Origin of the sequence: Shewanella sp. GutDb-MelDb (genome assembly GCF_002836075.1) — a bacterium.
Lineage (GTDB): Bacteria > Pseudomonadota > Gammaproteobacteria > Enterobacterales > Shewanellaceae > Shewanella.
Genome location: NZ_PJBM01000126.1, coordinates 18090 through 43676, shown reverse-complemented (window position 1 = coordinate 43676; position 25587 = coordinate 18090). Strand labels below are relative to the sequence as shown.

The following is a 25587-nucleotide window of genomic DNA, read 5'->3' as shown; positions in this document are numbered from 1 at the left end:
GCAATATTTTAGGTTCCAATGAGTCAAGTATTAGATGATTTACTCGCCTTACTTTCTTTAGAGAAAATCGAAGAGGGGTTATTCCGCGGACAAAGCCAAGATATAGGCTTTGGTCATGTGTTTGGTGGGCAAGTGATGGGCCAAGCTCTAAGTGCCGCTAAACAAACCGTCTCTCCCGATCGTAAAGTGCATTCATTGCACTCCTATTTCTTACGTGCTGGTGATGAGACATTACCCATTGTCTATGACGTAGAGAATATGCGTGATGGTGGCAGTTTCAGTGCTCGACGTGTTAAAGCGATTCAAAAAGGCCGGCCGATATTTTATATGACATGCTCATTTCAGGCCCATGAAGAGGGTTATGAGCATCAAGCCGTTATGCCTGATGTGCCAGGACCAGAAGGCTTGCTTAATCAGCAAGAACTGGCCATGACGCTGCAAGATAAAGTACCTGCTAATGTGTTAGAGAAGTTTATGGCAGATACTCCTATAGAGATGCGCTTAGTTAATCCTAGCAATCCGTTAGCAGGCAAAGCCTCTAAGCCTGTGCGCTACGTTTGGATCCGTGCAAATGGTGAAGTACCAGAGAATCTGTGCGTACATGATTATCTGCTGGCTTATGCATCTGACTTTAATTTCTTAGTCACGGCAGCTCAACCCCACGGCGTGTCATTTCTCACCCCAGGTATGCGTATGGCAACCATCGATCATGCGATGTGGTTCCACCGTCCGTTCGATTTAAGCCAGTGGTTGCTTTATAGTATTGAGAGTCCCAATGCCAGTGGTGGACGTGGTTTTGTAACGGGTCAGTTTTTTAATCAACAAGGGCAATTGGTGGCCTCTGCAACTCAAGAAGGCCTGATCCGCATGACCACTAAAAAAGCGTAATTTAGGCTATTTTAAAGATAAATATTCAGGATAAAAAGATGATTTCAGCATTAAAGAAATGGACCGTTTTACTGTGTTTATTAACACTAACCGCATGTGTAACAGTAACAGAAGCGCCCCCAGTGATGGTTAATGGTGCCGCAGGATATCTGGAAAAAATAGCGTTGCCAGAGGGATGCTCTATTACGATCGCTATCATCGATTTAGACACTCCAGGGGTTATTGTTGCACAGAAGAGCTTTAACATTGTAAGGGCGCCAGTCCCGTTTAAGTTCTTGTTACCCGAGGAGTCTATTGATGATTCAATTCATTATGGGGTGGTAGCAATGATCCAATTCAATAACCAAGTTATTTTCCAAACCTATGATCGCTTCCCTGTCATTAGCAATGGTAAGTTCACCACTGAAGTACTGATGAAAGCTGTGCCTGCGCCTAAGTCATAATACTGATTATTTAATAAAAGGAGCTTAGGCTCCTTTTATTATGATGATAGTTGAACAGCTAGCGTGTTAAGTGGATTCACTCTGAATGATAAAAGGCTTTTGCCATGATTGAGCCGAGCCAACAAATTGCTCAATGGCTTAGAGAGGATAAATACCGCTACCAAGCCCTATTGATGGCGGAAAAACTGCAATTACCGCAATGGATGTTGGCTGCAGGCTTTGTGCGTAATCTTGTATGGGATAAGTTGCATGAGACAGCGCCTAGACCGCTTAACGATATTGACCTTATCTATTTTGATGCCAGCAATCTCTGTGCGAGCCAAGACCGTGATTATGAAGAGCAGTTACGTGCACTTGCACCGGACTACCCTTGGTCGGTTAAGAATCAAGCTCGAATGCACCTTAAGAATAATGACCAAGCTTATACTTCTTGTTTAGATGCGATGAGTTTTTGGCCAGAAAAAGAAACGGCTATTGCTGTGACTATCAATCAGACAATGACGGAAAGTAGAGTCGTATCAATAGCGTCTTTACCATTAGCGCTGCAAGTCGTGACACCTTTTTGTAGCCAAAGATTATTTCAATTGACGTTAACCCATAACCCTAAAAAATCTAAGCAACTCTTCCAACATCGAGTGGATAACAAACAGTGGTTACAAGATTATCCTCTACTGCAAGTGGTCAGTGAATGAATGCGAATGTTGAACTCAAGCCATAATTGCAACAGTTGCTTACCTATAACGACTAACACTAATGGCTACCGCTAATATCTACCCCTAATTATCTGCATAAAATTAATGAAACACAGTGTCATCATTAAGTACCTATTCACTGCCTAATACCTTTATCAATGGTTCAATATCTATCACTTATTATAATATTAAAAGGTTAATTAATTGTTAATCCAAACGGTTGCGTTAGTTCGTGCGATATACGGTCTAAGTGGTCTTTTGTCACACAACCATAAGCTGCAACTTCAATATACCTTATGGAAGTGTGATCCTAGTCACTTGTAGGTACCACTAATTGGGTATTTCACGTCAGCGTTGATCTAGATCAAATTCGCGACTCGATTATTCTGGCAGGGTACACGCAAATGTATGGATATTGATAATAAAAACAGCAGCTCATGTTGTATTGATGGAGTAATATGATGAACAAAAATATCGTTTCTGGATTGATTGCTACAGCCCTATTGACTACCGGTTTTACCTCTTCTGCACTAGCACATCAAGCTGGTGATATTATTATACGAGCAGGTGTTGCAGTCGTAGCGCCAAATGAATCAAGCCAAAATATCATAACGCCAGATCTTGGAGATCTAGGTCAGTTTTCTGTAAGCAACAATACCCAGTTAGGTTTAAACTTTGGTTACATGCTCACGGATAACATTGGTATTGAGCTGCTAGCGGCATCGCCATTTACACATGACATCTCTCTAGCTGGCGTGGGTAAAGTCGCTGAAACTAAGCAGTTACCGCCAACCTTAGTTGCGCAATATTATTTTGGTTCAGCGGATTCAAAATTACGTCCTTACATCGGCCTCGGTGTTAACTTTACCAATTTTTACGATAATGAAATTACTAATGATGTAGGCGGGCGCCTATCTGATTTGAGTTTATCTAACTCTTGGGGAATAGCGGGTCAAGTTGGTTTAGATTATCAAATCAACGATAGCTGGCTTGTAAATGCTTCGGTTTGGTATGCAAAAATTAGCACTGATGCTAACTTCAACTATAAGGTACTTGAGTCAAGCACTGTTGTGCCAGTGACCATTGAAACAGACATTGATCCATGGGTTTACATGGTCAGCATAGGTTATACCTTCTAGTCAGCAGATTGACTTGGATTTCCCCCTTAAAAAAAGGAGCCTTAAGGCTCCTTTTTTTATCGATTAACGGAACTTCCCGTGACTCGACTATTCTTTTTTAGCGGCTTTTTCTGCTTGCTTTTGTTCTTTGGTTTTCCAATGGCGCGTATTGTAAACGAACTCAGGTAGCAATTTGGTCAGCCATGCTACGAGACGCCAGCGCTTAGTGACATAGACTTTACGTTTACCGGCTTTCATCGCTTTAATGACCTGGCTGGCAACTTCAGCCGGAGGAGAAAGCCAAATACGGCTTTGCTGTAAGGCAGCTTTATCGAGCAGACCCAGTTGGATGTCGGTAAGGGTTATGGGCAGCTTTAGTCGCTGAGCATGCATACACAGCCCTTCGAAGTAGTTTTCGGCGTAACTTTTAGACGCATGATAGGCAACGTTTGGTCCGCCTCTTAGGCCTGCAATCGAGTTAATTGCCGCTAGTTGGCCATAACCTTGATCACGAAATAGCCTAAAAGCTGTATTGCATATGGCTGAAAACCCTTGCACATTAACGGTGATGATATCTTGCTCTGGCTGCCAAGGCAGTTCAGGGTCATAGCTATTTAAGCCTGTATTGACCAGTACAAGATGAGCACCGCCTAGAGAGTGCCAAACTGCGGTAAGAGTTGAAATAATAGCTTGAGGATCATCTATTTGCAGTGGAAATACTTCAGACTTAGTCGGAAGCGATTGGCTAAACTCAATAAGAGATTGTGGATCTTGTGCTAATAAGGCGAGCTCTACACCGTCGTCAGCAAGCTGTTTTGCTATTTCACGGCTGAGCAATGAGCTTGCGCCCACAATTATTGCAGTTGCTTGTGTCATATAAATATTCGACTTCAAATAGGTTACTTATCATAGGAACATAAGTGTATTAGAACAAGATTAATTGTTTGTTGCTGTGACAAGGATGCTGAGTTCAGCCAAACGGAATAGAGGATCACGAGCTAATCAGAGTGATATTCATGGTAAAGTTATATAAATTTCAAGTTCGGACATATAGACTTCTAGAAGTCTTGATGTATTATTAGGAGTGTTAACATGAAAAACTACTTTAAGCCTTTATTATCTTTTGTTATCGCAGCGGGTTTATTATCGGGCTGTGCGACCTCAAATGCCGTGGTAGAGATCCAGGGAGAGGTTTGGTACAAAGAGCGTATAGCATTACCACCTGAAGCTGTTATCAGCATTAAAGTGCAAGACGTGTCGTTAATGGATGCACCTGCAGTTGTTATAGCAGAATTTGAACGCAGTGATATCAGTACGCCTACGCCTTTTCAGTTTTTGATCAACCGAGATCAGTTTGAGGCAGGGCACACTTATACGGTTGGGGCTCGTATTAGCCTTAACGACAAGCTTATGTTTATCAACGAACAAGCTTATAGAATTGATTTGGACTCTGCCGAGCCTATGTCAGTTTTGCTACAGAAAGTAGCGCGCTAAATTAACTAGCATAGCTAGTATTACAAGCGCCTCTTTCTGTTATTACTCTCATTGAATAAGAGGCGCTGTATGCCGGTTAAAATCCCTGACAATCTGCCCGCGGCAGAGATCTTGGAGTCTGAAAATATATTCGTTATGTCTGAAACGCGCGCTGCGAATCAGGACATACGACCAATGAAAGTGCTTATTCTCAATCTCATGCCAAACAAGATTGAAACTGAAACCCAATTACTGCGTTTATTGGGCAATACGCCACTGCAAGTTGATGTTGATCTGCTGCGTATTCATGACAAGGAGTCAAAGCATACCTCGATTGATCACATGAATAATTTCTACCGTGATTTTGAACAGGTACGAAATAAAAATTATGATGGTCTAATCATTACTGGGGCGCCGTTAGGTCAGGTTGAATTTGAAGACGTCTCATATTGGGATCACATTCGAGAGATTATTGACTGGTCACAGCAGCATGTCACATCAGTGTTGTTTTTATGCTGGGCGGCTCATGCTGCACTCTATCACCTGTTTGGACTCAATCGCACACTGTTAAAATCTAAGCGTGCAGGGGTCTTTGTCCATAAACGTACCAGTGAACATTTTCCATTATTGCGTGGCTTTGATGACGAATTTTACGCGCCACATTCTCGATTTGCTGAAATGAATATAGAACAACTGCGTGAGCATCCTGAGTTGCAGGTATTAACAGAGTCAGAGCAAGCGGGCGCGTATATGGTACTCAGCAAAAATAGCCGTAATTTGTTTGTCATGGGTCACCCAGAGTATCAAAAATCGACATTAAAAGATGAGTACGCTAGAGACTTGTCGCAAGGATTATCACCTGAGGTGCCGCAGAACTACTTTCGCAATGACGATCCGAGTCAACAGCCTATCGCGCGCTGGCATAGCCATGGCAGTTTGTTAGTCAGTAACTGGCTAAACTATTATGTTTATCAGTTAACACCTTACAATTTGGACGATATGATCGGTATTACCCCTTTGGAGTCTAAAGACTAAAGGCGCGGCTTATATTGCTGGGTATTAACTGCCATCGACCACTAAGGTGCAATCCACTTTTAACTGTTGGCAAATTCTAAATACACCGTCTAATACCAATCGAGTGCTTCGGTCTGCATTTATTTCTGAGGTGATAAGCAACTGCGATACTTGTGGATCAACCCTGAAAACTTTAAGGCTGGCGCTAAGGTCACCTTTGGTTAACTCAATTAAATGATTTTTCTCGTCTTGAGACACCACCTTCAACAACGAATTCCTCTTGATAGTTTGTAATGCGACTCGGTAAATATTGTCCGGTGTCGCATTAATATTAACCGTGGCAACTTCATGTTTTGCGCTTTTATAATAGGTAACAGCGCCTAATGTTGCAGCGCCTACAGCGATACAAGCACACAATGATAACGCGATAAAACTCATCAAAAATACATTTCTCATAGGAATACCTCTCTTTTTTGATTGAGCTGTCGTTACTCTTAATCGATTGTTATTTTTAGTCATTAAGGTCGTATCACGTTTGATTGCATAATAAAATGACCTAATAATAGGCTAGCGTAGAGAGGTCATAAGGCAAGTTTAAGTCTTAATTTTTACGACTTTGATAAACATCATCACCGACTATTATCCGCCGTTACGCTTTGTCGCCAGTATTAATCCCTTTGCTCCCTACCTCGCTCTGCTTTGTGTAAATTTTAAGTGACATCTCAACCTTATACTTTGGTAGATGTTTGGCTAACTTGGCTTGCTTTACGTTCGCGTAAACGTCACAGTGTGAAAATGTTGAGCGAGATCACATTTAATGGGTTAGCGGTTTTACGGCAATGCGGTATTTATACCGAGCGAATCACCTTAAGGTAAGTCGCTGTAATAGCGTAGATAAAGTCTCCTTATACCATTGAAGTACATCGCTGACCGAGCACAAAAAACAAGCCTTAAAGTATTACTGGAGTATATATGAGTTCAGAACTGTCAAACCAAGACATCGTTATTGTTGCCGCTAAGCGCACCCCTATGGGTGGATTTCAAGGTGCACTTTCAAGCGTCGCTTCTCCAAAACTTGCAGCGACTGCGATTAAAGGGTTAATACAGCACAGTGGCTTAAATGCTGATCTGGTAGATGAAGTACTCATGGGCTGCGTATTGCCTGCAGGTCTTGGTCAAGCGCCTGCACGTCAAGCCACTTTGGGAGCTGACTTGCCGCTTTCTGTCGCCGCAACAACAGTCAATAAAGTCTGTGGTTCAGGTATGAAAACCGTAATGCTTGCTCACGACTTAATTAAAGCCGGCAGTGCCAACATCGTCATTGCGGGCGGTATGGAAAATATGAGCCAAGCGCCATATCTACTCGACAAAGCCCGTAGCGGTATGCGAATGGGCCATGGCAAAGTGTTAGACCACATGTTCCTTGATGGTTTAGAAGACGCTTATACCGGTGGCGCTATGGGCACGTTTGCTCAAAATACCGCTGATGATTTCAAATTGACCCGTGAGCAGATGGATGACTTTGCACTGAGTTCACTGGAAAAAGCGAATGTCGCCATTAATGCCGGTGCTTTTGAAGCGGAAATCACCCCCGTGACTGTGGAAAACCGTCGCGGCGATATCGTGGTAGATACTGATGAACAGCCAGGTAATGCCCGTCCAGACAAAATACCGACACTACGCCCTGCATTTGCTAAAGACGGCACTATCACTGCCGCAAACTCGAGTTCAATTTCAGATGGTGCAGCCGCATTGATGCTAATGACACGTGCACAGGCAACTGAGCTAGGGCTTGACGTGATGGCAACGATCAAAGGCCATACAACCCATGCTCAAGAGCCTTCAATGTTTACTACGGCGCCAGTAGGTGCGATGAATAAGCTGCTAGAAAAAGTAAGCTGGAGTAAGGAAGAGGTTGATCTATTCGAGATAAACGAAGCGTTTGCCATGGTCACCATGTTGGCAGTGTCTGAGCTTGGACTTGATATTGAAAAGGTCAACGTCAACGGCGGTGCATGCGCTTTAGGTCACCCTATCGGCTGCTCAGGAGCACGTTTGCTGGTAACGCTAATCCATGCACTTAGAGCGCGCGGCCTTAACAAAGGTGTTGCGTCTTTATGTATTGGCGGCGGCGAAGCCACTGCGATGGCAATTGAGTTATAAATTATTCATTAAGTGATAGATAGACAGTAATCAACAAGACTCGATTTAAGTGTGAGCCAGCGGTATACATCAGTGATGCTCCGCAACATAAAATAATAATGGCCGCGCTTAAATCATCATTTTGCTCATCACTACCAATGATAGTTGATGAAAATTTAGGAAGCGATATGACTATTCAAGTTAAGCACTACATCGATGGCGAATGGATCTTAGGTAATGGCGAGCAACAGATCGCCGTCACAAACCCCGCTAATAACGAAACCATTGCCGTCGTTAACGCCGCGCTACCAAGCGAAGTTGAAACGGCAATTGCCAGCGCAAAAAAAGCATTCAAAACTTGGAAAGAGGTGCCTGTTTCTGAGCGTGCACGGGTGATGCTTAGGTATCAGCATTTGCTAAAAGAGCATCATGATGAGATCGCTACCATTCTGGCACAAGAGACGGGTAAGACATTTGATGATGCCAAGGGTGACGTTTGGCGTGGTATCGAAGTGGCAGAACATGCATGTACTATTGCGTCGATGATGATGGGCGAAACGGTTGAAAACGTGGCGCGTTCAATCGACACTTATAGCTACATCCAACCTCTTGGGGTTTGTGCGGGCATTACACCGTTTAACTTCCCTGCGATGATCCCGTTATGGATGTTCCCACTTGCCGTTGCTTGCGGTAACACCTTTGTGCTTAAGCCGTCAGAGCAAGATCCAATGACACCACAACGCCTTATTGAGTTGTTTGTCGAAGCCGGTGCGCCAAAAGGCGTTATACAGCTAGTTCATGGTGACAAAACGGCAGTGGATATTGTCTTACGTCATCCAGACATTAAAGCCATCTCTTTTGTCGGTTCCGTTAATGTGGGTCAATACATCTATAAGACAGGTACCGATAACCTTAAGCGTGTACAAGCTTTTGCAGGCGCTAAAAACCACTGCGTTATTATGCCTGATGCCAATAAGCAGCAAGTGATCAATAACTTGGTGGGCGCATCGGTTGGCGCTGCAGGTCAACGTTGCATGGCGTTGTCTGTCGCGATTTTTGTTGGCGCCGCGAAAGAGTGGATCCCTGAACTTAAAGCAGCGATTGCCAAGGTTAAACCGGGTCTTTGGGATGACAAAGAGGCGGCATACGGACCAGTCATTAGCCCTGCGGCTAAGCAACGCGTGGTGAGCCTCATTGCACAAGGTATTAAAGAGGGCGCTGACTGCTTACTCGATGGTACAGACTTTACGGTTGAGGGCTATGAGTCGGGTAACTGGGTTGGCCCAACCATGTTCGACAAAGTCACCACAGAAATGAGCGTCTATAAAGAAGAGATTTTTGGTCCGGTACTGTGTTGTATGAATGCCGAATCATTGGAACAAGCTATTGAGATTGTTAACGGTAGCCCCTACGGAAATGGTACCGCAATCTTCACTGCCAGTGGCGCCGCAGCCCGTAAATACCAGCATGAAATTGAAGTGGGTCAGGTCGGTATTAACGTGCCAATTCCAGTGCCGCTACCTTTCTTCTCATTTACCGGCTGGAAGGGCAGTTTCTATGGTGACCAACATGCATACGGTAAGCAAGCAGTGCGTTTCTACACTGAAACTAAAACCATTACAGCACGTTGGTTTGAATCTGATATTGCGGTTGCATCAGCACCCAATATGACGATTGATCTTAAGTAATGCCAGAGATGCCATCTAATTCCGTTAGATGGCAATTAGCGTTAATGAGGGTGGGGCTTACACCGCACCCGGTCAAATAACGAATAGAGGTCGGCAGCGATAAACGCATGCAAAGACCCACAGCCTTGTTAGCGCTGACCACCTTAGAGTGACTAGCTAGCGCTAAAATATTGAGGCACTCGACAGTACAACAGGAGCACCCGATGGATTTCAATCTGAATGACGATCAACGCCAATTCGCCGACTTAGCCGCTCAATTTTCAAAAGAAGAGCTTGCGCCTTTTGCGGCTCAATGGGATGCCGAACACCACTTTCCAAAAGATGTTATTCAAAAAGCCGGTGAGCTGGGCTTTTGCTCTTTGTATTCACCTGAATCTGAAGGGGGCATGGGCTTATCTCGTTTAGACTCTTCCATTATTTTTGAACAACTCTCCATGGGATGTACCGCTACGACGGCCATGTTGACGATTCACAATATGGCCACTTGGATGGTCACCAGCTTTGGCTCAGAAGCGCTGCGCAGCGAATGGTCTGAATCATTGACTACCGGTCAAAATCTAGCGTCATACTGTTTAACAGAGCCTGGCGCAGGCAGCGACGCTGCTTCACTGCAAACCAAAGCGGTGCGTGATGGTGATGACTATCTTATTTCCGGCTCTAAAGTGTTTATTTCAGGCGCGGGCGCAACAGAGCTGCTAATCGTGATGTGCCGTACAGGCGAAGCGGGTCCAAAAGGGATCTCTGCTATCGCTATTCCTGCGGACGCTGAGAGTGTTATCTACGGTAAAGCGGAAGATAAAATGGGCTGGAACGCGCAGCCCACACGTCAAATTACTTTTGACAATGTTCGCGTACCCATGAGCAATTTGCTCGGTGAAGAGGGCCAAGGTTTTACGTTCGCAATGAAAGGACTTGATGGCGGCCGTATTAATATTGCCACTTGTTCGATTGGTACTGCACAAGCGGCGCTTGAACGTGCCACCCAATATATGAATGAGCGCAAACAGTTTGGTAAACCTTTAGCGACCTTTCAAGCACTGCAGTTTAAATTAGCCGATATGGCAACAGAGTTAGTGGCGGCCAGACAATTAGTGCGTTTGGCGGCATTTAAACTGGATCAGCAAGATCCTGAAGCAACCGCGTATTGCGCGATGGCGAAACGTTTTGCTACCGATATCGGTTTTCAGGTGTGTGATGCGGCACTGCAGATCCACGGTGGTTATGGTTATATCCGTGAATACCCGCTAGAGCGTTATGTCCGAGATGTGCGTGTGCATCAGATCTTAGAGGGCACCAACGAAATTATGCGTTTGATTATTTCTCGTCGTTTATTGGATGAAAACGCCGGCGCGATTTTATAAGCCGCTTATTTGAAAACCTTTGTATCACAGATTTAAGATAATTTAACAGGAGTTTCCATGTCACTACTATTAGAGAAAATCGTCGGCCATACCGCGGTTATTAGCATGAACAACCCGCCAGCGAATACATGGACTGCAGAAAGCTTACAAGAACTTAAAGCAAAAGTGCTCAAACTCAATGATAACAAAGCTGTTTACGCACTGGTGATTACTGGTGAAGGAGACAAGTTCTTTTCCGCGGGTGCAGATTTAAAGTTATTTGCCGATGGTAATAAAAATAATGCAGCAGATATGGCACGTTATTTTGGTGAAGCATTTGAGGCGTTAAGTGCCTTTCGCGGCGTATCAATAGCAGCCATCAATGGCTACGCGATGGGTGGCGGTCTTGAAGTGGCGTTAGCCTGTGATCTTCGTATTTGCGAAGAGCAAGCGCAATTGGCATTACCAGAAGCAACGGTGGGTCTACTTCCTTGTGCGGGTGGCACCCAAAACTTAACCGCATTAGTGGGTGAAGGCTGGACTAAGAGAATGATCCTATGCGGTGAGCGTATTAAATCGGCTAAAGCTGAAGCGATAGGTCTGGTAGAAGAGGTGGTTGCCACAGGCACGAGCTTTAATGCCGCAATGGCGCTGGCAGAGCGAGTGGCGAACCAAAGCCCTAGCAGTGTTGCCGCTTGTAAACGCTTGATTCAAGCCGGCCGCACTATGCCAAGAACGCAAGCATTACCGCTAGAGCGTGAAGAGTTTGCTAACCTGTTTGATACAGAAGATCAAACCGAGGGCGTAAGTGCCTTTTTAAATAAGCGTAAAGCTGTTTGGAAGAACGGCTAATGGCAACGACAAACGCAAACAGCAACAGTGTGGTGTTCCAAACGTTGGGCACCGCATCAGGCAAACATATTGGCGTAGCAACACTTAATATCGAAAAAGCGCTTAACGCGCTTAATATTGAGATGGTGCAGGCGTTAACGAGCCAGTTAACAGCATGGCGCAATGACAACAATATCGTCGCTGTGGTGTTAGATGGCGCAGGCGAAAAAGCGTTCTGTGCCGGTGGCGATGTACGCGCTATTTATCATGCCGCGTTGGCAACGCCAGGTGAAGTGACTGCCCAAGCCACGGATTTTTTTAAGCAAGAGTACCAGTTAGATTATCTGTTACATACTTTTGCTAAACCAGTATTGGTATGGGGCGATGGCATTGTTATGGGCGGTGGACTTGGCCTAATGGCGGGCGCAAGCCACCGAGTCGTGACTGAGCATTCGCGTATTGCGATGCCAGAAGTCACTATTGGTTTATACCCTGATGTTGGCGGCAGTTATTTCCTCAATCGTATGCCAGGTAAAGCAGGCCTATTTTTGGGGATGACCGCCTACAATATGAATGGTGCTGATGCACACTATGTTGGCATCGGCAATCACTACTTAAATCGCGATGATAAAGAGTTACTGTTTGATGCAATGGCAACGCTTGCATGGGCAGACGATAAAGCGTTTAACCATGAAATGCTGCATGCGCTTATCGATGACATGCAACTCGACTGCGAGACGCCGCTGGCACCAAGTCAGCTTGAAATACATCAAGTACTGATTGATGACTTAATGGACGGCGAGTTAACTGCCATCGTTGAGCGGGTAAGTGCATTAGATGACACACTTAAACAAGCGCAGCCTTGGTTAGCTAAAGCCTGCAAAGTGATGTTGGCCGGTAGCCCTATCAGCCTGGCGTTGGTGCACAAACAATCACAACTTGGCACTCAGATGAGTTTAGCTGAGGTGTTTAAGTTCGAATTAGGTTTGAGTGTTAATTGCTGTGCTCGCGCTGATTTTGCTGAAGGTGTGCGCGCGTTGCTGATTGATAAAGATAGAAGCCCGAAGTGGTTATATAAGGATGTGGCTTCAATACCGAGCGATTTTGTGTCATCACTGATGATCTCCCCTTGGGCTGAAAGTCGCCATCCTTTAAGCGATATGCTTTAAATAATACGACTGGTTTACACGGATACGTTATTGCACTTGTCAAAGTGCACAGGAGCAAAAGATGAGTACTGTTGCATTTATTGGTTTAGGAAACATGGGCGGCCCAATGGCCGTTAATCTGATTAAAGCGGGCTTCACCGTTAAAGTGTTTGATTTGGTTCCCGCTGCAATGCAAGCGCTAGCCGAACAAGGCGCACTAACGGCAACCAGCGCGTGTGGCGCAGCCGCTAGCGCAGACATTGTGGTGACTATGTTGCCAGCGGGCAAACATGTTCGTAGCCTCTACATTGGCGATGCCGATAATAAAGGTATCGTGGATGTGGTTGCAAAAGGGACATTACTCATTGATTGCTCGACCATCGATGCGGACAGTGCACGTTTTGTGGCAAAGCATGCTGCAGACAAGGGTCTAGAGTTTATCGATGCGCCAGTCTCGGGCGGCACCGCAGGCGCAGCAGCAGGCACGCTGACCTTTATTTGTGGCGGCAGTGATAACGCATTTTCGCGCGCGCAGGATGCACTGAATGCTATGGGAGGCAATATATTCCATGCTGGTGGCCCAGGTGCTGGGCAAGTCGCTAAGATTTGTAATAATATGCTGCTCTCAGTGTTGATGGTAGCCACATCTGAATCTTTACAGATGGGCGTTGACCATGGACTCGACCCTAAAGTGCTTTCAGATATAATGAAAGTCAGTAGTGGTGGTAATTGGACATTAGATAAATATAATCCTTGCCCGGGTGTTATGGAATCGGTACCGTCTTCAAACGATTATCAAGGTGGCTTTATGGTCGACTTGATGGTGAAGGATTTGGGACTTTCTCAAGAAGCGGCTTTGTTATCAAATTCAAGCACGCCAATGGGAGCTTTAGCGCGCAGTCTTTATGTGAACCATGCACGTCAGGGTCACGGTAAACGCGATTTTTCGAGTATTTTTGAGCAGTTTGCTAATTCTCAACAGATAAAAAACAAAGGGTAATTCGATGGATTTAAAAGATAAGGTTGTTGTTATTACTGGTGGTGCGGGCGGACTAGGCTACGCGATGGCGGAGAATTTTGCGGCAGCAGGTGCCAAGTTAGCACTTATCGATGTTGACCAAGAGAAGTTGGAAAAAGCCTGTGCAAACCTTGGTGACACAACTGAAGTACAAGGTTACGCATTAGACATTACAGATGAAGAAGATGTCGTAGCGGGTTTTCAGTTTATTAAAGAAGACTTCGGCCAAGTTAACGTACTGATAAATAACGCGGGTATTCTACGTGATGGTTTAATGGTAAAAGCCAAAGATGGCCAAGTCACAGACCGTATGTCTTATGAGCAGTTTCAATCTGTTATTAACGTCAACTTAACCGGCACATTTCTGTGTGGCCGCGAAGCGGCAGCTGCAATGATTGAAACCAAGCAACAAGGTGTGATTATCAACATCTCTAGTGTTGCTCGGGCAGGCAACATGGGTCAGTCAAATTACTCAGCGTCTAAAGCGGGTGTGGCGGCGATGAGTGTAGGCTGGGCTAAAGAGCTTGCACGTCACAATATTCGTAGCGCAGCGGTAGCACCGGGCGTGATTGAAACTGAAATGACGGCTGCAATGAAGCCTGAAGCGCTTGAACGTCTTGAAAAAATGGTGCCAGTCGGACGTTTAGGTCAAGCGGAAGAGATAGCGTCTACCGTGCGTTTTATTATTGAAAACGATTATGTCAACGGCCGCGTGTTTGAGATCGATGGCGGTATCCGTTTGTAATATCGACTCACTCAATAACAACTAACGGGCTTTTGCCCGTTTTTTTATGAGAGTGACTAAGCGTTTGAATTTGAACAATAGCGAGGATTTACGTCATAATAGAAGTACTTCAAATTGCGTTTATTTTAAAAGAGGAGTCAAGGTTACAATGGACTGGTTAGAGAAAATAACCAAGGTGATGATGCTCGTGGTCGGTTGTTGTGGAGTGTTAGTGATCTATTTAGGCTTTTTTTATTTGATGTTTAGCGGCAAAAGTACCGCTATTATTCCCTGGTACATATTATTATCACCTTGGGTTTGCATCTATTTTGGATTAAACAAACGTATTCAATTTGAGATCATGCAGTGGTTTATCAAAAAGTTTACGCGTAAGTAATGCCGCTCTTACACAGCGCTTAGTGCAGCCTATACGGAAAGTGTTATATCAATTTTCCCATCCTCTGCGGACCTAAGTGACTGTATTTGAGATAGCCGCAGATATGCCTTGGATTAAGCGCATTTAACGTAAGGGGGATTCACCAATACGTAATGGAGTTGATATCATAGTCACGTTAGCTTTATCATTGCTATTAGCGCTTTAAAACATCATGGCATTCGATTACTTATATTTTACTCTGACAATACTTAGGCAGCTAATGAGATTTTTAATTGCATCGATACTGACGTTTGCAACGTTATTGATAACCGTTGGCTGCGATGTATCTAAGCCAAAGGATACGGACGCAGTCGTCTCAGAATCATTACCTGCAGGCGTAAAAATAGCGGATTTCGGTAGTTGGAATTCTCCCGTTACCGCTGAGCATGTTTATGATTTATCAGACAGTATAGGTGAAATCCAAGTCACTGCTGGCAGCCTCTATTTTACCATTCTTGATGCGAGCAATGAAGGGCGACGTGGGGTCAAACGAATAGAAACAGCGGGTACTGTTGTTGATGCCATTCCTTCCAGTTTTGATATTGGCAGTCGTGTACATGAATATGGTGGAGCCCCTTTTGTGGCGATAGGAAACAGCCTCTTTGCCACCAAGCGATCAGATCAGCTGTTGTACCGCATTGCACCCAATCAAGTACCGTTTGCATTAACCCCCGCAGGCACCCGACATGCTGACTGTATATCCAATTCCAAAGCTTCGCGTTTAATCTGTGTCAGGGAAGATCATCGAGATGCAGACAAAGTGGCTAATCAGCTGGTGGGTATTAACTTAAGTTATGCAGACGAAGGTACCGTACTCGCTACCGGCGCGGATTTTTACTCAACTCCAGTGATCTCTCCAGACCAAACTAAATTGGCATGGATAACATGGGATCACCCAAACATGCCGTGGGATAACACCAAACTATGGCTTGCAGAACTGGATAACAAAGGTGCGGTAGTCAATGTCAAACAAGTCGCTACAGAGCAAAAGGGTTCAATCACGCAACCTCTTTTTAGCCCTAATGGACAGCTTTATTTTGTCGCGGATTACACTAACTGGTGGAATATCTATCGCCTAAACGAGTTTGAGCAAACTGAGGTGGTGCTAGCGCAAGAGGCTGAGTTTGCCGTTGCTGATTGGCAACTAGGCCATCACAATTACGCATTCGAAAATGAACATACGTTAATCGCAAGCTATAGCCACGAAGGCGAAGCTGGGCTTATTCGTATTGATACTGAAAGTGGTGTGACCGATCCTATCGCGGTTGACTTTGCAGAGATTACCTATGTGACTAAAAGTGACGATGGCGTGGTTTTCGTTGGGGCTAAAGAGACACCTGAAAAAGGCATTTATAAAGTTCAAGGCCGCTCTGCTCAGCTGATCTATGCGCCAGAACTGACCGTGATGGACCCTAATTTTATCTCTAGAGCCGAGAGTGTCAGCTTTACAACGGGCAACAGTGATACGGCCCATGGTTATTTATATAAACCCGTAAATCCAGATTTTAAAGCGCCAGCAGGGCAAGAGCCACCGCTGGTGATGTTTCTGCATCCTGGCCCAACTGCACAGGCAAGCCGAGCATTTAGACGAGATATTCAGTATTGGACCAGCCGTGGTTTTGCCGTCTTTGATCTCAATTATCGTGGTAGTACAGGTTTTGGTCGGGACTATCGCAATCGCCTTTACGGTAATTGGGGGAAGTCAGATGTAGAAGATGCGGTCAGAGCCGCAGGATACTTAGTCAATAATGGCGATGTAGATGGCCGAAAACTGGCAATAAGAGGGACTCGTGCTGGTGGCTTTACTGCGCTGTCAGCCGTTGCTTATTACAGCACCTTTGGTGCAGCGGTAAGTTACTCAGGTATTAGCGACGTTGAGTTATTTAGGCGTGACTCTCATAAGTTTGAGAGTCATTATTTAGAGACGCTCATTGGTGGATTTGATAACTATAAGCGCCGCTCTGCAATGAATAACCTCTCAGGGGTCAATGAACCTTTGCTGCTTATTCAAGGGGGCAACGATTCACTCATCCCTGCAGAGCAAACGTTGCAGCTTTATAATGCTGTGAAAAAAAAGGGCAGGCCAGTAGCCTATCTTGAGCTTAATGACAATGCTGTTAATCGGGTCACCCCACAAAGCAAGAAGCGCGCTTTAGAGTCTGAACTTTCATTCTACGGCCAAGTTTTTGGCTTTACTCCCGCAGGAGATATTCCAGTGCTTACGATTGAAAATATAGAGAACTTAAGGCGTAGGTAAGCTGCAGTCTATAGCATAGTGCTAATTGCTGAGACCGTTAAGAATTGCACAGTTGGGCTGGCTGCCACCTTTACAGTCCTTAATTAAATGCTGTAGTTGGTTCCTTAAATTACTCAGTTGATCAATTCTTTGTTTAATATCATCGAGGTGATGCTGCGCGAGCGCTTTTACATCGGCGGCATTACGGCGGGTATTTTGTTGTAAGTCGAGTAATGCTTTACAATCTTCTAGCGTAAAACCAAGTGCTCTACAGTGCTGTATAAAACTCAAGGCATCCACCTCTTTTTGGCTATACTCTCGATAGCCGTTATCACTCTTTCGGCCTTCGACTAAACCAATGTCATGATAATAACGTATGCTTTTTACTGACAACTCGGTCAGTTTTGCTACTTCACCAATTTTCATAATCTCTCCGGTGCAAAATAATTTTAATTGACGTTTGACTCTCCCCCTATAGGAGACATTACCCTTGGTACATCAAAGATACAATATAATTAAAGCGGGAGCGTTTTTTATGAAAAGTATTAATCTATATGTCCCTAACATGAGCTGTGCAAGTTGTGTGGCAAAAATTGAGTCAGCTTTCTCCAAAGTGAATCTTAAAGGGGGCAACGGTAATGCGATTAGCGCCAGGGTGAACCTTGCGGACAAGCAAGTGCAGGTGTTCGGTGATATTACGCCTGAAACAGCGATTGAACTCATCAAAGGTGTGGGATACGACAGCGAACAGATGCTCGACGCTCGAAAAGGCGCGGCGAAGAAAGAAGCTGATGAGGTTAAAGAGTATCGAACGCGCGTGATACAAGCCTCAATTGGCTTAGGTCTGGGTGTTCCCCTAATGCTGTGGGGCTTACTCGGTGGTGAAATGATGGTCAACAACGCCAACCAGCAACTCGCTTGGGGTGTTGTTGGTTTGGTGACCTTTATCGTGATGGCCACAACTGGGCGTCACTTTTTTCAGGGCATGTTGCGTGCAATAAAAGCCCGTAGCGCCAATATGGACACTCTCATCGCATTAGGGACTTCTGCTGCATGGATCTATTCGATGCTGGTAGTCATCGCGCCTCAGTGGTTCCCTGCTGATACGCGTCATGTCTACTTTGAAGCCAGCGTGATGATTTTGGGTTTGATTAACTTAGGCCATGCATTGGAGCTTAGAGCGAGAGGTAAAACCAGTGAAGCGGTGCAGCGTTTACTGGGCCTACAAGCTAATACCGCAATACGCGTTACCGATACCGGCGATGAAGAGGTCGAAATTGATCAGATTAGCTTAGGTGATCATCTGCGCTTGCGACCGGGTGACAAAGTGGCGCTTGATGGTGAGATCGTCAGTGGGCAAACACTGATCAATGAATCCATGTTAACCGGCGAGCCGGTGCCAGTTCACAAAGCGCCTGCAGATAGCGTCAGTGCGGGCACTGTTAACGGTAATGGCAGTATCATCTATCAAGTGACCGCGGGGGCAACAGAGAGCAAACTGGCAAAAATTATTGAGCTCGTGCAGCAAGCGCAAACATCCAAAATGCCAATAGGGCGCTTAACAGATAAAATATCAGCTTACTTCGTTCCAGTGGTTATCGTTATTGCGCTGTTAAGTTCAGCCATTTGGTATCTATTCGGGCCAGAGCCTGCGCTATCACATGCATTAGTGGTGTTGACCAGTGTGCTGATTATTGCCTGCCCTTGTGCTTTGGGGCTCGCGACGCCAATGTCGATTATGGTGTCAGTGGGCCGCGCAGCGAAAATGGGCGTCTTAGTGAGAAATGGCGAAGCGCTGCAAACGGCAAGCAAGGTCACCACTGTGGTGCTTGATAAAACGGGCACCATTACCCAAGGTGCACCTGAGGTGACTGAGTTTATCGTGTTGCAATCGGATGTGGACAAGCATGACTTACTCAGTGATATCGCTGCGTTAGAGCAACACTCTGAACATCCGCTTGCCAGTGCGATTATTGCCAAGGCTAAGCTGTCATCTATCTTGCTTAAAGAGCCGGAACAGTTTACCAATGTGCAAGGCCGAGGAATAACCGGGGTTGTGGCTGGTATCGAATATACCATTGGTAACATGAGCCTGATGCAACAGATTGGGCTAGATGATTTTTCTGCTTATCAAGCGCAAGTGTCGTTACTTGCAAGCCAAGGGCAAACTCCTGTCTTTGTGGCAAGAGATCAAAAGCTCATTGCCATCATAGGGATAAGCGATCCGATAAAAGAGGATGCTGTTGCAGCAGTAGCCGCCATGAAAAAGAGTGGTCTAAAGGTGGTGCTACTCACGGGGGATAACGAGCAAACGGCGCAAGCTGTTGCCAATGTTGTTGGTATTACCAGCGTATTTGCCAATGTTTTACCACAGCAGAAGCAGCAAAAAGTGATTGAGTTGCAACAAGCGGGTGAAGTGGTTGCTATGGTCGGTGACGGTATTAACGATGCGCCAGCACTCATGAGCGCCGATATTGGCCTTGCGATGGGCAGTGGCACTGATATCGCCATCGAAAGTGCAGACTTTACTTTGTTATCTGCAAGGCTCATGGTAGTAGCTGAAACACTATTACTGGCAAAAGCCAGTATGAAAAATATCAAGCAAAATCTATTTGGTGCCTTTATCTATAACAGTTTAGGGATCCCATTAGCGGCAGGAGTATTGTTCCCCTTTACGGGGATGTTACTCAGCCCCGTCATCGCGGGCGCAGCCATGGCCATGTCATCACTAACCGTGGTGAGTAATGCCAATCGATTGCGTAAAACTAAGCTTGTTTGATTATCATCTTGTATTAGCATCGCGTAGAACGCACTTTTTTAATAAGATCGTCATCTGACATAACTAATCACAGTTGATAATTTAGGCTAAAATGCTATAATATCGCGCTTAATTTTATAGGCTGTGCGCGGACTTGCGCGAGTCTTCGACCAGTAAGTTGATTTAGGGTTAATGGCTCTTTTTTAATTTACTGGTTTTTGTTTTATCTATGATCTCTATAAGTCATATAACCAAAAGCGGAATGCCACTTTGATTACTACAGCTAACATCACCATGCAGTTTGGCGCTAAGCCACTGTTTGAAAACCTCTCAATAAAGTTTGGCGGCGGGAACCGTTACGGTCTTATCGGCGCTAACGGTTGTGGTAAATCAACCTTTATGAAGATCCTTGCGGGCGATCTTGAGCCAACGTCTGGTAACGTTTCACTGGATGTTAATGAGCGCTTAGGTAAGTTGAGCCAGAACCAATTTGGTTATGAAGAGTTCAACGTCATTGATACCGTTATCATGGGGCACGCCGAGCTTTGGGAAGTGAAGAAAGAGCGAGATCGTATCTACTCTTTACCTGAAATGACTGAAGAAGACGGCATCAAAGTTGCCGATCTTGAAATGGAATTTGCTGAGATGGACGGTTATACCGCCGAATCTCGTGCTGGTGAACTGTTAATGGGCGTCGGTATCGGTGTCGAACAGCATTTTGGTCTTATGGGCGCAATCGCACCAGGTTTTAAGTTGCGTGTGCTATTGGCTCAAGCCTTGTTCTCAGATCCAGATGTACTGCTACTTGACGAACCCACCAACAACTTGGATATCGACACCATTCGTTGGTTGCAAGATATGCTGAACCAACGTAACAGCACCATGATTATCATCTCGCACGATAGATATTTCTTGAACTCTGTTTGTACTCACATGGCTGATTTGGATTACGGCGAAATGCGCGTATTCCCAGGTAACTACGATGAGTACATGATGGCTGCACAGCAGTCACGTGAACGTTTGATCTCAGATAATGCTAAGAAGAAGGCACAAATCTCTGAGCTTCAAGGCTTCGTTGCTCGTTTCTCTGCTAACGCGTCTAAAGCAAAGCAGGCAACCTCACGTGCTAAGCTAATCGATAAGATTAAGCTTGATGATATTAAAGCCTCAAGCCGTGTGAATCCCTTTATTCGTTTCGAACAAGAAAAGAAATTGTTCCGTAATGCATTGATTGTTGAAGATCTAACGAAAGGCTTTGACGTTCAACTGTTTAAAGATCTTAATCTGATTGTTGAAGTCGGTGAACGTATTGCTGTTTTGGGTCATAACGGCGTGGGTAAAACCACATTGTTACGCACGTTAGTACACGATATCCCACAAGATTCAGGGACGATTCAATGGTCTGAAAACTCAGCGATTGGTTATTACGCGCAGGATCATGAATCAGATTTTGAGAACGAGATGACATTATTTGACTGGATGAGCCAATGGCGCAAACCAGAAGATGATGATCAATCTGTACGCGGCTACTTAGGCCGTATGCTGTTTGGTTCTGACGATATTAAGAAGTCAGTCAAAGTGCTTTCTGGTGGTGAGAAAGGTCGTATGTTGTTTGGTAAGCTCATTATGCAAAAGCCAAACATCTTGCTACTTGATGAGCCCACTAACCACATGGATATGGAATCAATCGAGTCGTTGAACAACGCGCTTGAAATGTACGAAGGTACATTAATGTTCGTCAGCCATGACCGTGCGTTTGTATCATCAATTGCTAACCGTATTCTTGAAGTGACGCCAAACGGCGTGAATGACTTCAGAGGAACTTATGATGAGTTCCTTGCGAGTAAAGGTATTGAAGGGTAACTTTCTGCAATAAAAAAAGCCCGATTCGTCGGGCTTTTTTGTGTCTTGAGATTAAGGGCTGTTCAAGAAATTGTTCATATAATAGTGTGACTTATTCGCGATAAAAAAAACGGCAGATTAACTGCCGTTTTTTGTTTTAGCGATGAATGTCGTTCAACACTCTATGCCAATATCTATTTAGCTTTTTATGATATGACTGGAAGATAGGTCAACACTCGCTCATCTCTGGCAATAAGAGGGTCAACAATAAGCTCTTTGAAAGTCGCACCATCTGCGTTCATAACATGGTTCATCAAGCCTGGGCTATCAGTGATCAAAGCATTCAATTTAGTCAGTTGCTCAATCAACTCAAGTGCTAAGGTATTTTCAGCCGTTGCAGCATAATTTTTGCCCTGTAACGAAATTGTCGCCACCGAACTTACTGCATCATTGGCTAAGTGAATACCTGCAAACTCGCGCCACACCCGTGCTTTTTCTTCGCCGCGGTAGTCATTGTCATGAGAAGCAAGTACAACCTGCTTTAACATCATTTGCAGTAAATTACTCTTACCCTTCATCTCTCCTGAACGATGAGTAAATCCAAAATATCGACCTAACGAGGTCGCATAGCTGGGTAATGCTTCAATCTGTTGGTCAGCGTAATCAATATCTTGAGTGTAATACTCAGGGTTTACGTCACCGCAGGATTCGGTTAACACTGGCTTAGTTAAGTAGCGGTTGATTGAGTTTACAGTATCTCCCATTGTCATCTGACACAGCATATTCTCAAGTTGGTCATGTACTTTTGCAGTATCTGCCAATGCATAGTATGTGCGCCCGGTGGTGCTTCTTGGCGACGTACGTGTCAATAGTTGGCGAACCGCTAATAGCTTGTCAGGCCACATTCCTAATACATCTCTTTCATTTACATAAGGATGATTTGGGTTTGACTGTGGTGCTTTAAGACCATTAAGCAGGTGGCCTTTATTGACCGTTACTTCAGCAATGACTTTATCTTGGTAGGCAGGAGTTAAATCCGCTTTAATGAGTAACTCTTTTAGCTTCTGTGGATCTTGGTCAAAATGGGTAATGATTTTGCCAATATCGATACCTTCCGCTAGCTGACTCCCATTGAGGCGGTAAATACGTGATAGCACATCTTCTAGTGAATGAACCTTGGTTAAGCCAACACTGTTGTCGCTTTTCATTCTATAGGTGACATGTAGATTAATGTCATTCAAGCCTGCAACTTTTAAAAATGTATCAGCTGCTTTATTGACTGCGCGCTGTGACGCACAGAACCAATAAGCTTGATGAGACGGACAGAAATCGGCTAAACCATTTTGGTCAAACGAGAATAACTCTTCAGCTGTGGCCGTGTCTTCGACGAACTGGCGAATATCATTAAAGCCTTGCAAACGATTAATGGTGTAGGGCAGTACATTATCTTCAAATAGTGTTTGACGGTTGTGGCGTACATTCATTGTGTCGTAACTATCATAGTATCTATCGACATAATATTGCGCGATGTCGTCATTATTTGTCCCTGCGTCAAAACGATTACAGTTACTGTTTAATGAGACATGGCCATCAGTACAAAAGGCAAAGTAACGCAGGTCATTTTCTGCGGCAACATTATGCAGTGCACCATATTGTGTTATGCCAGTAAGATTGCCATTTGCTAACTCTTCACGACGTTTCGCATCTTGCTCTTTTAGTGAGACTAAAGACCCATCGGCAGTTTCTACATTACGTGCATAACCAAAGCGTAGTGCAGCAAGATCGTACTTTTGATATGTGGTCGCAAAACGGTCGGCGTTATAATCCATTTGGCTGGAAAAGTCAGCTTTTGCGGTTAAATTGGGGTAACCAGCAGCGGCAAAGGCAGTTTGAAAATCAGTAATCTCTTGTTCGTTAAAAAAGTTAGCTTGATCTCGGCTACCTGCAAAGTTATGACGTAAGCCAAAGTTGTGCCCAAGTTCATGGGTTAAGGTGCCTGCGAAGGCTTGCGCCGCAAGCTTAGTCACAAGCTCTGATTGAAATGCAGTGGGCATTTTTTCTATGTCTTTCAACTGATCACCGACATTACCATCGACCCAGAACTGGCTGTCTGTCCAGTCAATTTCATGACCTTTAATGCCTCTTGGCAGCTCTCGCAGTGCACCGCCACCTAAACCAAAGGCTTCGTTGACACTCATTAGGTTATGTTCAGCCCAAAAGTCTTCCGTTTTACTTTGTTGGCTAACAAGTTCTTCAAATGATGCGGTATTGGCATCAGTGGTGGAAAGTGCAGGTATTAACGCTTGTGGCTGCTCTTTTTGCGATGGCTGTTGCGCCATTGAGTTGTCACTTGTCGCAGTTTGTTCAGCCACTAGCTTGTTGGCTGCAACTGCGGTTGCACGCGCTAGCGCTTCTGGTGACGACGTATAGTCAACACCCGTTAATGCTTTTACCGAATTAGCATCGAGCATACCGCGGTTATAATCGAGTTGAACACGACGATAGTAACGAGTAGATCCTTGCTCTAAGTTGGCACTGTACTGATCGACTCGACCGCTAATGATTTCACCGGTCAGTGGGTTGGCAGCAGATGGGCCATAACCCGCTAAACCATTATCTAGTGGCTCATCAAATAGGGTGATGTTGCTATAACGCAGATCGCCATGACGATGCTGACTCGCTTGCGCTAGTTTGATTGGGGGCAAACCGGTGTTGAACATTTTATTTTGAATATTCATCGCCGTGATGCTTTCATTGGCAGCATCTAAGAATGGCTTGTTTTTATCTTCAAAAAAGTTATTACTGAGGTAATAGGTAATAGCTTCTTTTTTAGGATTGTAGTGATTTAAGTATTGACGTACATAGCCGTCGGTACCGTCAGAGTGGTTGCCATCGCGGTAATTATGTTGGGTTCTAAAGAAGCCATAGCTACCGTTTTCATCTTCACTGTAGGGCACAACGTCAAAGTCTTTGCTCGCGAGTTGATCAAGTGCAACGATAGAAATATATTCTGTGGTCGTAAAAGATAAGTTGTCAAAGTTGCCTTTGAAAAATTGACCAAAACAGGCAGGGTTAGCTTGATAGGTGTGTTCAATTTCAAAATTGATCACTCCGGTGCTCAAGTCCATCTCATAACCTTGCCAGTTACCGTCTTTCACTAAATGTGCAGATTCGGTCTCAGTGGTGCATTGTTTGAATGTCACAAGATCTGTGTAGTTCTCTTCAGCAATTTTCGCGGCTTCAAAGTGAGGAATGAAGTACTTCTTTTGATCCCATGTGACGTTTCGGTCATTGATCTCCTCCTCTTTGTTGGTGCAATCATCCCAGTTGTCTTTCTCACATTGGAAATCGACATAATTTCCTGGAATAGTTAATACTGGTGCCTTGTTATACTCATTATCATAGCGAGATTCATGGCCTAAGCCTATGTTGTCTCTATCTATTTGTCTGACCTGTATGCCATTCTCTGTCATACGTAAGGTCACGAGTTTTTCATCGCCTTGAGAAAACCCATGAATTGGAGCTGAATATCTTGGCGCATCGCCTAAGCTACGAGTATACAAAAACAGGCGTTCTGGCTGCTTTACCGCTAACTCAGATAATGAAGTTGCTGTTGTTTGTTGACCTGTCGTGACGGTATTGTCAGTCGCAGCATTTTTGAGATCTTGGACTGAAACCATTTTCTCGTCTTTTTTTACTTCTTGATACGGTTCATCTGCCCCGCAGCCGCTCAGTGCAAACGCACTTAGTACGGCCAACGTTATGGTCGATTTATTCATGAAAACCTCTCCTCAAA

General features: G+C 44.7%; 21 protein-coding genes. 17 read left to right on the top strand and 4 right to left on the bottom strand.

The features are described 5' to 3' along the window. Positions 1-18 precede the first annotated feature (18 nt). From tesB to ompW, 4 genes are all read left to right on the top strand, one after another. Positions 19-888: an acyl-CoA thioesterase II gene (tesB, locus tag CXF82_RS03815; protein ID WP_101092278.1), complete on the top strand. Its 870-nt coding sequence runs from the start codon at positions 19-21 to the stop codon at positions 886-888. 38 nt (positions 889-926) lie between these two features. Then, a complete protein-coding gene (locus CXF82_RS03810) occupies positions 927-1331 on the top strand; it encodes a YbaY family lipoprotein (RefSeq protein WP_102043683.1) in 405 nt (134 codons plus the stop codon). A 104-nt stretch (positions 1332-1435) separates the two neighbouring features. Next, complete coding sequence (locus CXF82_RS03805; protein ID WP_101092276.1) at positions 1436-2023, top strand: nucleotidyltransferase family protein; 588 nt, start codon at positions 1436-1438, stop codon at positions 2021-2023. Positions 2024-2481: 458 nt separating this feature from the next. After that, positions 2482-3162 (top strand): outer membrane protein OmpW, encoded by a 681-nt coding sequence (gene ompW, locus CXF82_RS03800; RefSeq protein WP_101092275.1) that lies wholly within the window; start codon positions 2482-2484, stop codon positions 3160-3162. Positions 3163-3249: 87 nt separating this feature from the next. Here the strand turns inward: ompW and CXF82_RS03795 are convergent, their stop codons facing one another. Continuing rightward, positions 3250-4017, bottom strand: a complete 768-nt coding sequence (locus CXF82_RS03795) for an SDR family NAD(P)-dependent oxidoreductase (RefSeq protein ID WP_101092274.1) — start codon at positions 4015-4017, stop codon at positions 3250-3252. Between the two features lie 216 nt (positions 4018-4233). Here CXF82_RS03795 and CXF82_RS03790 point away from each other — a divergent pair, with 216 nt between their 5' ends. Beyond that, positions 4234-4635 (top strand): YbaY family lipoprotein, encoded by a 402-nt coding sequence (locus CXF82_RS03790; protein ID WP_101092273.1) that lies wholly within the window; start codon positions 4234-4236, stop codon positions 4633-4635. A 69-nt stretch (positions 4636-4704) separates the two neighbouring features. Further along, positions 4705-5649 carry a homoserine O-acetyltransferase MetA gene (metA, locus tag CXF82_RS03785; RefSeq protein WP_101092272.1) on the top strand — a complete coding sequence of 315 codons (945 nt, stop codon included), beginning with the start codon at positions 4705-4707 and terminating at the stop codon, positions 5647-5649. A 24-nt stretch (positions 5650-5673) separates the two neighbouring features. Here the strand turns inward: metA and CXF82_RS03780 are convergent, their stop codons facing one another. After that, entirely contained in the window at positions 5674-6084 is a 411-nt protein-coding gene (locus tag CXF82_RS03780; RefSeq protein ID WP_102043682.1) for a DUF3568 family protein, read from the bottom strand. 516 nt (positions 6085-6600) lie between these two features. Here CXF82_RS03780 and CXF82_RS03775 point away from each other — a divergent pair. The 9 genes from CXF82_RS03775 to CXF82_RS03735 all read left to right on the top strand — a co-directional run bounded on the left by CXF82_RS03775 (position 6601) and on the right by CXF82_RS03735 (position 17212). Beyond that, the gene (locus tag CXF82_RS03775; protein ID WP_101092270.1) at positions 6601-7791 is read left to right on the top strand and encodes a thiolase family protein; all 1191 of its coding nucleotides are present in this window, start codon (positions 6601-6603) and stop codon (positions 7789-7791) included. 167 nt (positions 7792-7958) lie between these two features. Continuing rightward, positions 7959-9458 carry a CoA-acylating methylmalonate-semialdehyde dehydrogenase gene (locus CXF82_RS03770; RefSeq protein WP_101092269.1) on the top strand — a complete coding sequence of 500 codons (1500 nt, stop codon included), beginning with the start codon at positions 7959-7961 and terminating at the stop codon, positions 9456-9458. A 203-nt stretch (positions 9459-9661) separates the two neighbouring features. Then, the gene (locus tag CXF82_RS03765; protein ID WP_102043681.1) at positions 9662-10819 is read left to right on the top strand and encodes an acyl-CoA dehydrogenase family protein; all 1158 of its coding nucleotides are present in this window, start codon (positions 9662-9664) and stop codon (positions 10817-10819) included. A gap of 57 nt (positions 10820-10876) precedes the next feature. Further along, positions 10877-11650 carry an enoyl-CoA hydratase gene (locus tag CXF82_RS03760; RefSeq protein WP_101092267.1) on the top strand — a complete coding sequence of 258 codons (774 nt, stop codon included), beginning with the start codon at positions 10877-10879 and terminating at the stop codon, positions 11648-11650. Beyond that, on the top strand, positions 11650-12798 hold the full coding sequence (locus CXF82_RS03755) for an enoyl-CoA hydratase/isomerase family protein (protein ID WP_101092266.1): 1149 nt from the start codon (positions 11650-11652) through the stop codon (positions 12796-12798). Before CXF82_RS03760 ends, CXF82_RS03755 begins: the two co-directional genes overlap by 1 nt. 61 nt (positions 12799-12859) lie before the next feature. Further along, a complete protein-coding gene (mmsB, locus tag CXF82_RS03750) occupies positions 12860-13777 on the top strand; it encodes a 3-hydroxyisobutyrate dehydrogenase (protein ID WP_101092265.1) in 918 nt (305 codons plus the stop codon). A 4-nt stretch (positions 13778-13781) separates the two neighbouring features. Continuing rightward, complete coding sequence (locus CXF82_RS03745) at positions 13782-14540, top strand: SDR family oxidoreductase (RefSeq protein ID WP_101092264.1); 759 nt, start codon at positions 13782-13784, stop codon at positions 14538-14540. Positions 14541-14688: 148 nt separating this feature from the next. Beyond that, positions 14689-14916: a hypothetical protein gene (locus tag CXF82_RS03740; RefSeq protein ID WP_101092263.1), complete on the top strand. Its 228-nt coding sequence runs from the start codon at positions 14689-14691 to the stop codon at positions 14914-14916. Positions 14917-15175: 259 nt separating this feature from the next. After that, on the top strand, positions 15176-17212 hold the full coding sequence (locus CXF82_RS03735) for a S9 family peptidase (protein ID WP_102043680.1): 2037 nt from the start codon (positions 15176-15178) through the stop codon (positions 17210-17212). 21 nt (positions 17213-17233) lie between these two features. On the opposite strand, the gene cueR is transcribed toward CXF82_RS03735, so the two are convergent. Beyond that, positions 17234-17617, bottom strand: coding sequence for a Cu(I)-responsive transcriptional regulator (gene cueR / locus CXF82_RS03730; protein WP_101092261.1), 384 nt, complete (start codon positions 17615-17617; stop codon positions 17234-17236). Positions 17618-17726: 109 nt separating this feature from the next. Here cueR and CXF82_RS03725 point away from each other — a divergent pair, with 109 nt between their 5' ends. Both CXF82_RS03725 and CXF82_RS03720 read left to right on the top strand, forming a co-directional pair. After that, entirely contained in the window at positions 17727-19970 is a 2244-nt protein-coding gene (locus CXF82_RS03725) for a heavy metal translocating P-type ATPase (RefSeq protein WP_102043679.1), read from the top strand. Between the two features lie 249 nt (positions 19971-20219). Next, the gene (locus tag CXF82_RS03720) at positions 20220-21812 is read left to right on the top strand and encodes an ABC-F family ATPase (RefSeq protein WP_101092259.1); all 1593 of its coding nucleotides are present in this window, start codon (positions 20220-20222) and stop codon (positions 21810-21812) included. A 185-nt stretch (positions 21813-21997) separates the two neighbouring features. Here the strand turns inward: CXF82_RS03720 and CXF82_RS03715 are convergent, their stop codons facing one another. After that, positions 21998-25570: a zinc-dependent metalloprotease gene (locus CXF82_RS03715; protein WP_102043678.1), complete on the bottom strand. Its 3573-nt coding sequence runs from the start codon at positions 25568-25570 to the stop codon at positions 21998-22000. Between the last annotated feature and the right edge of the window lie 17 nt (positions 25571-25587).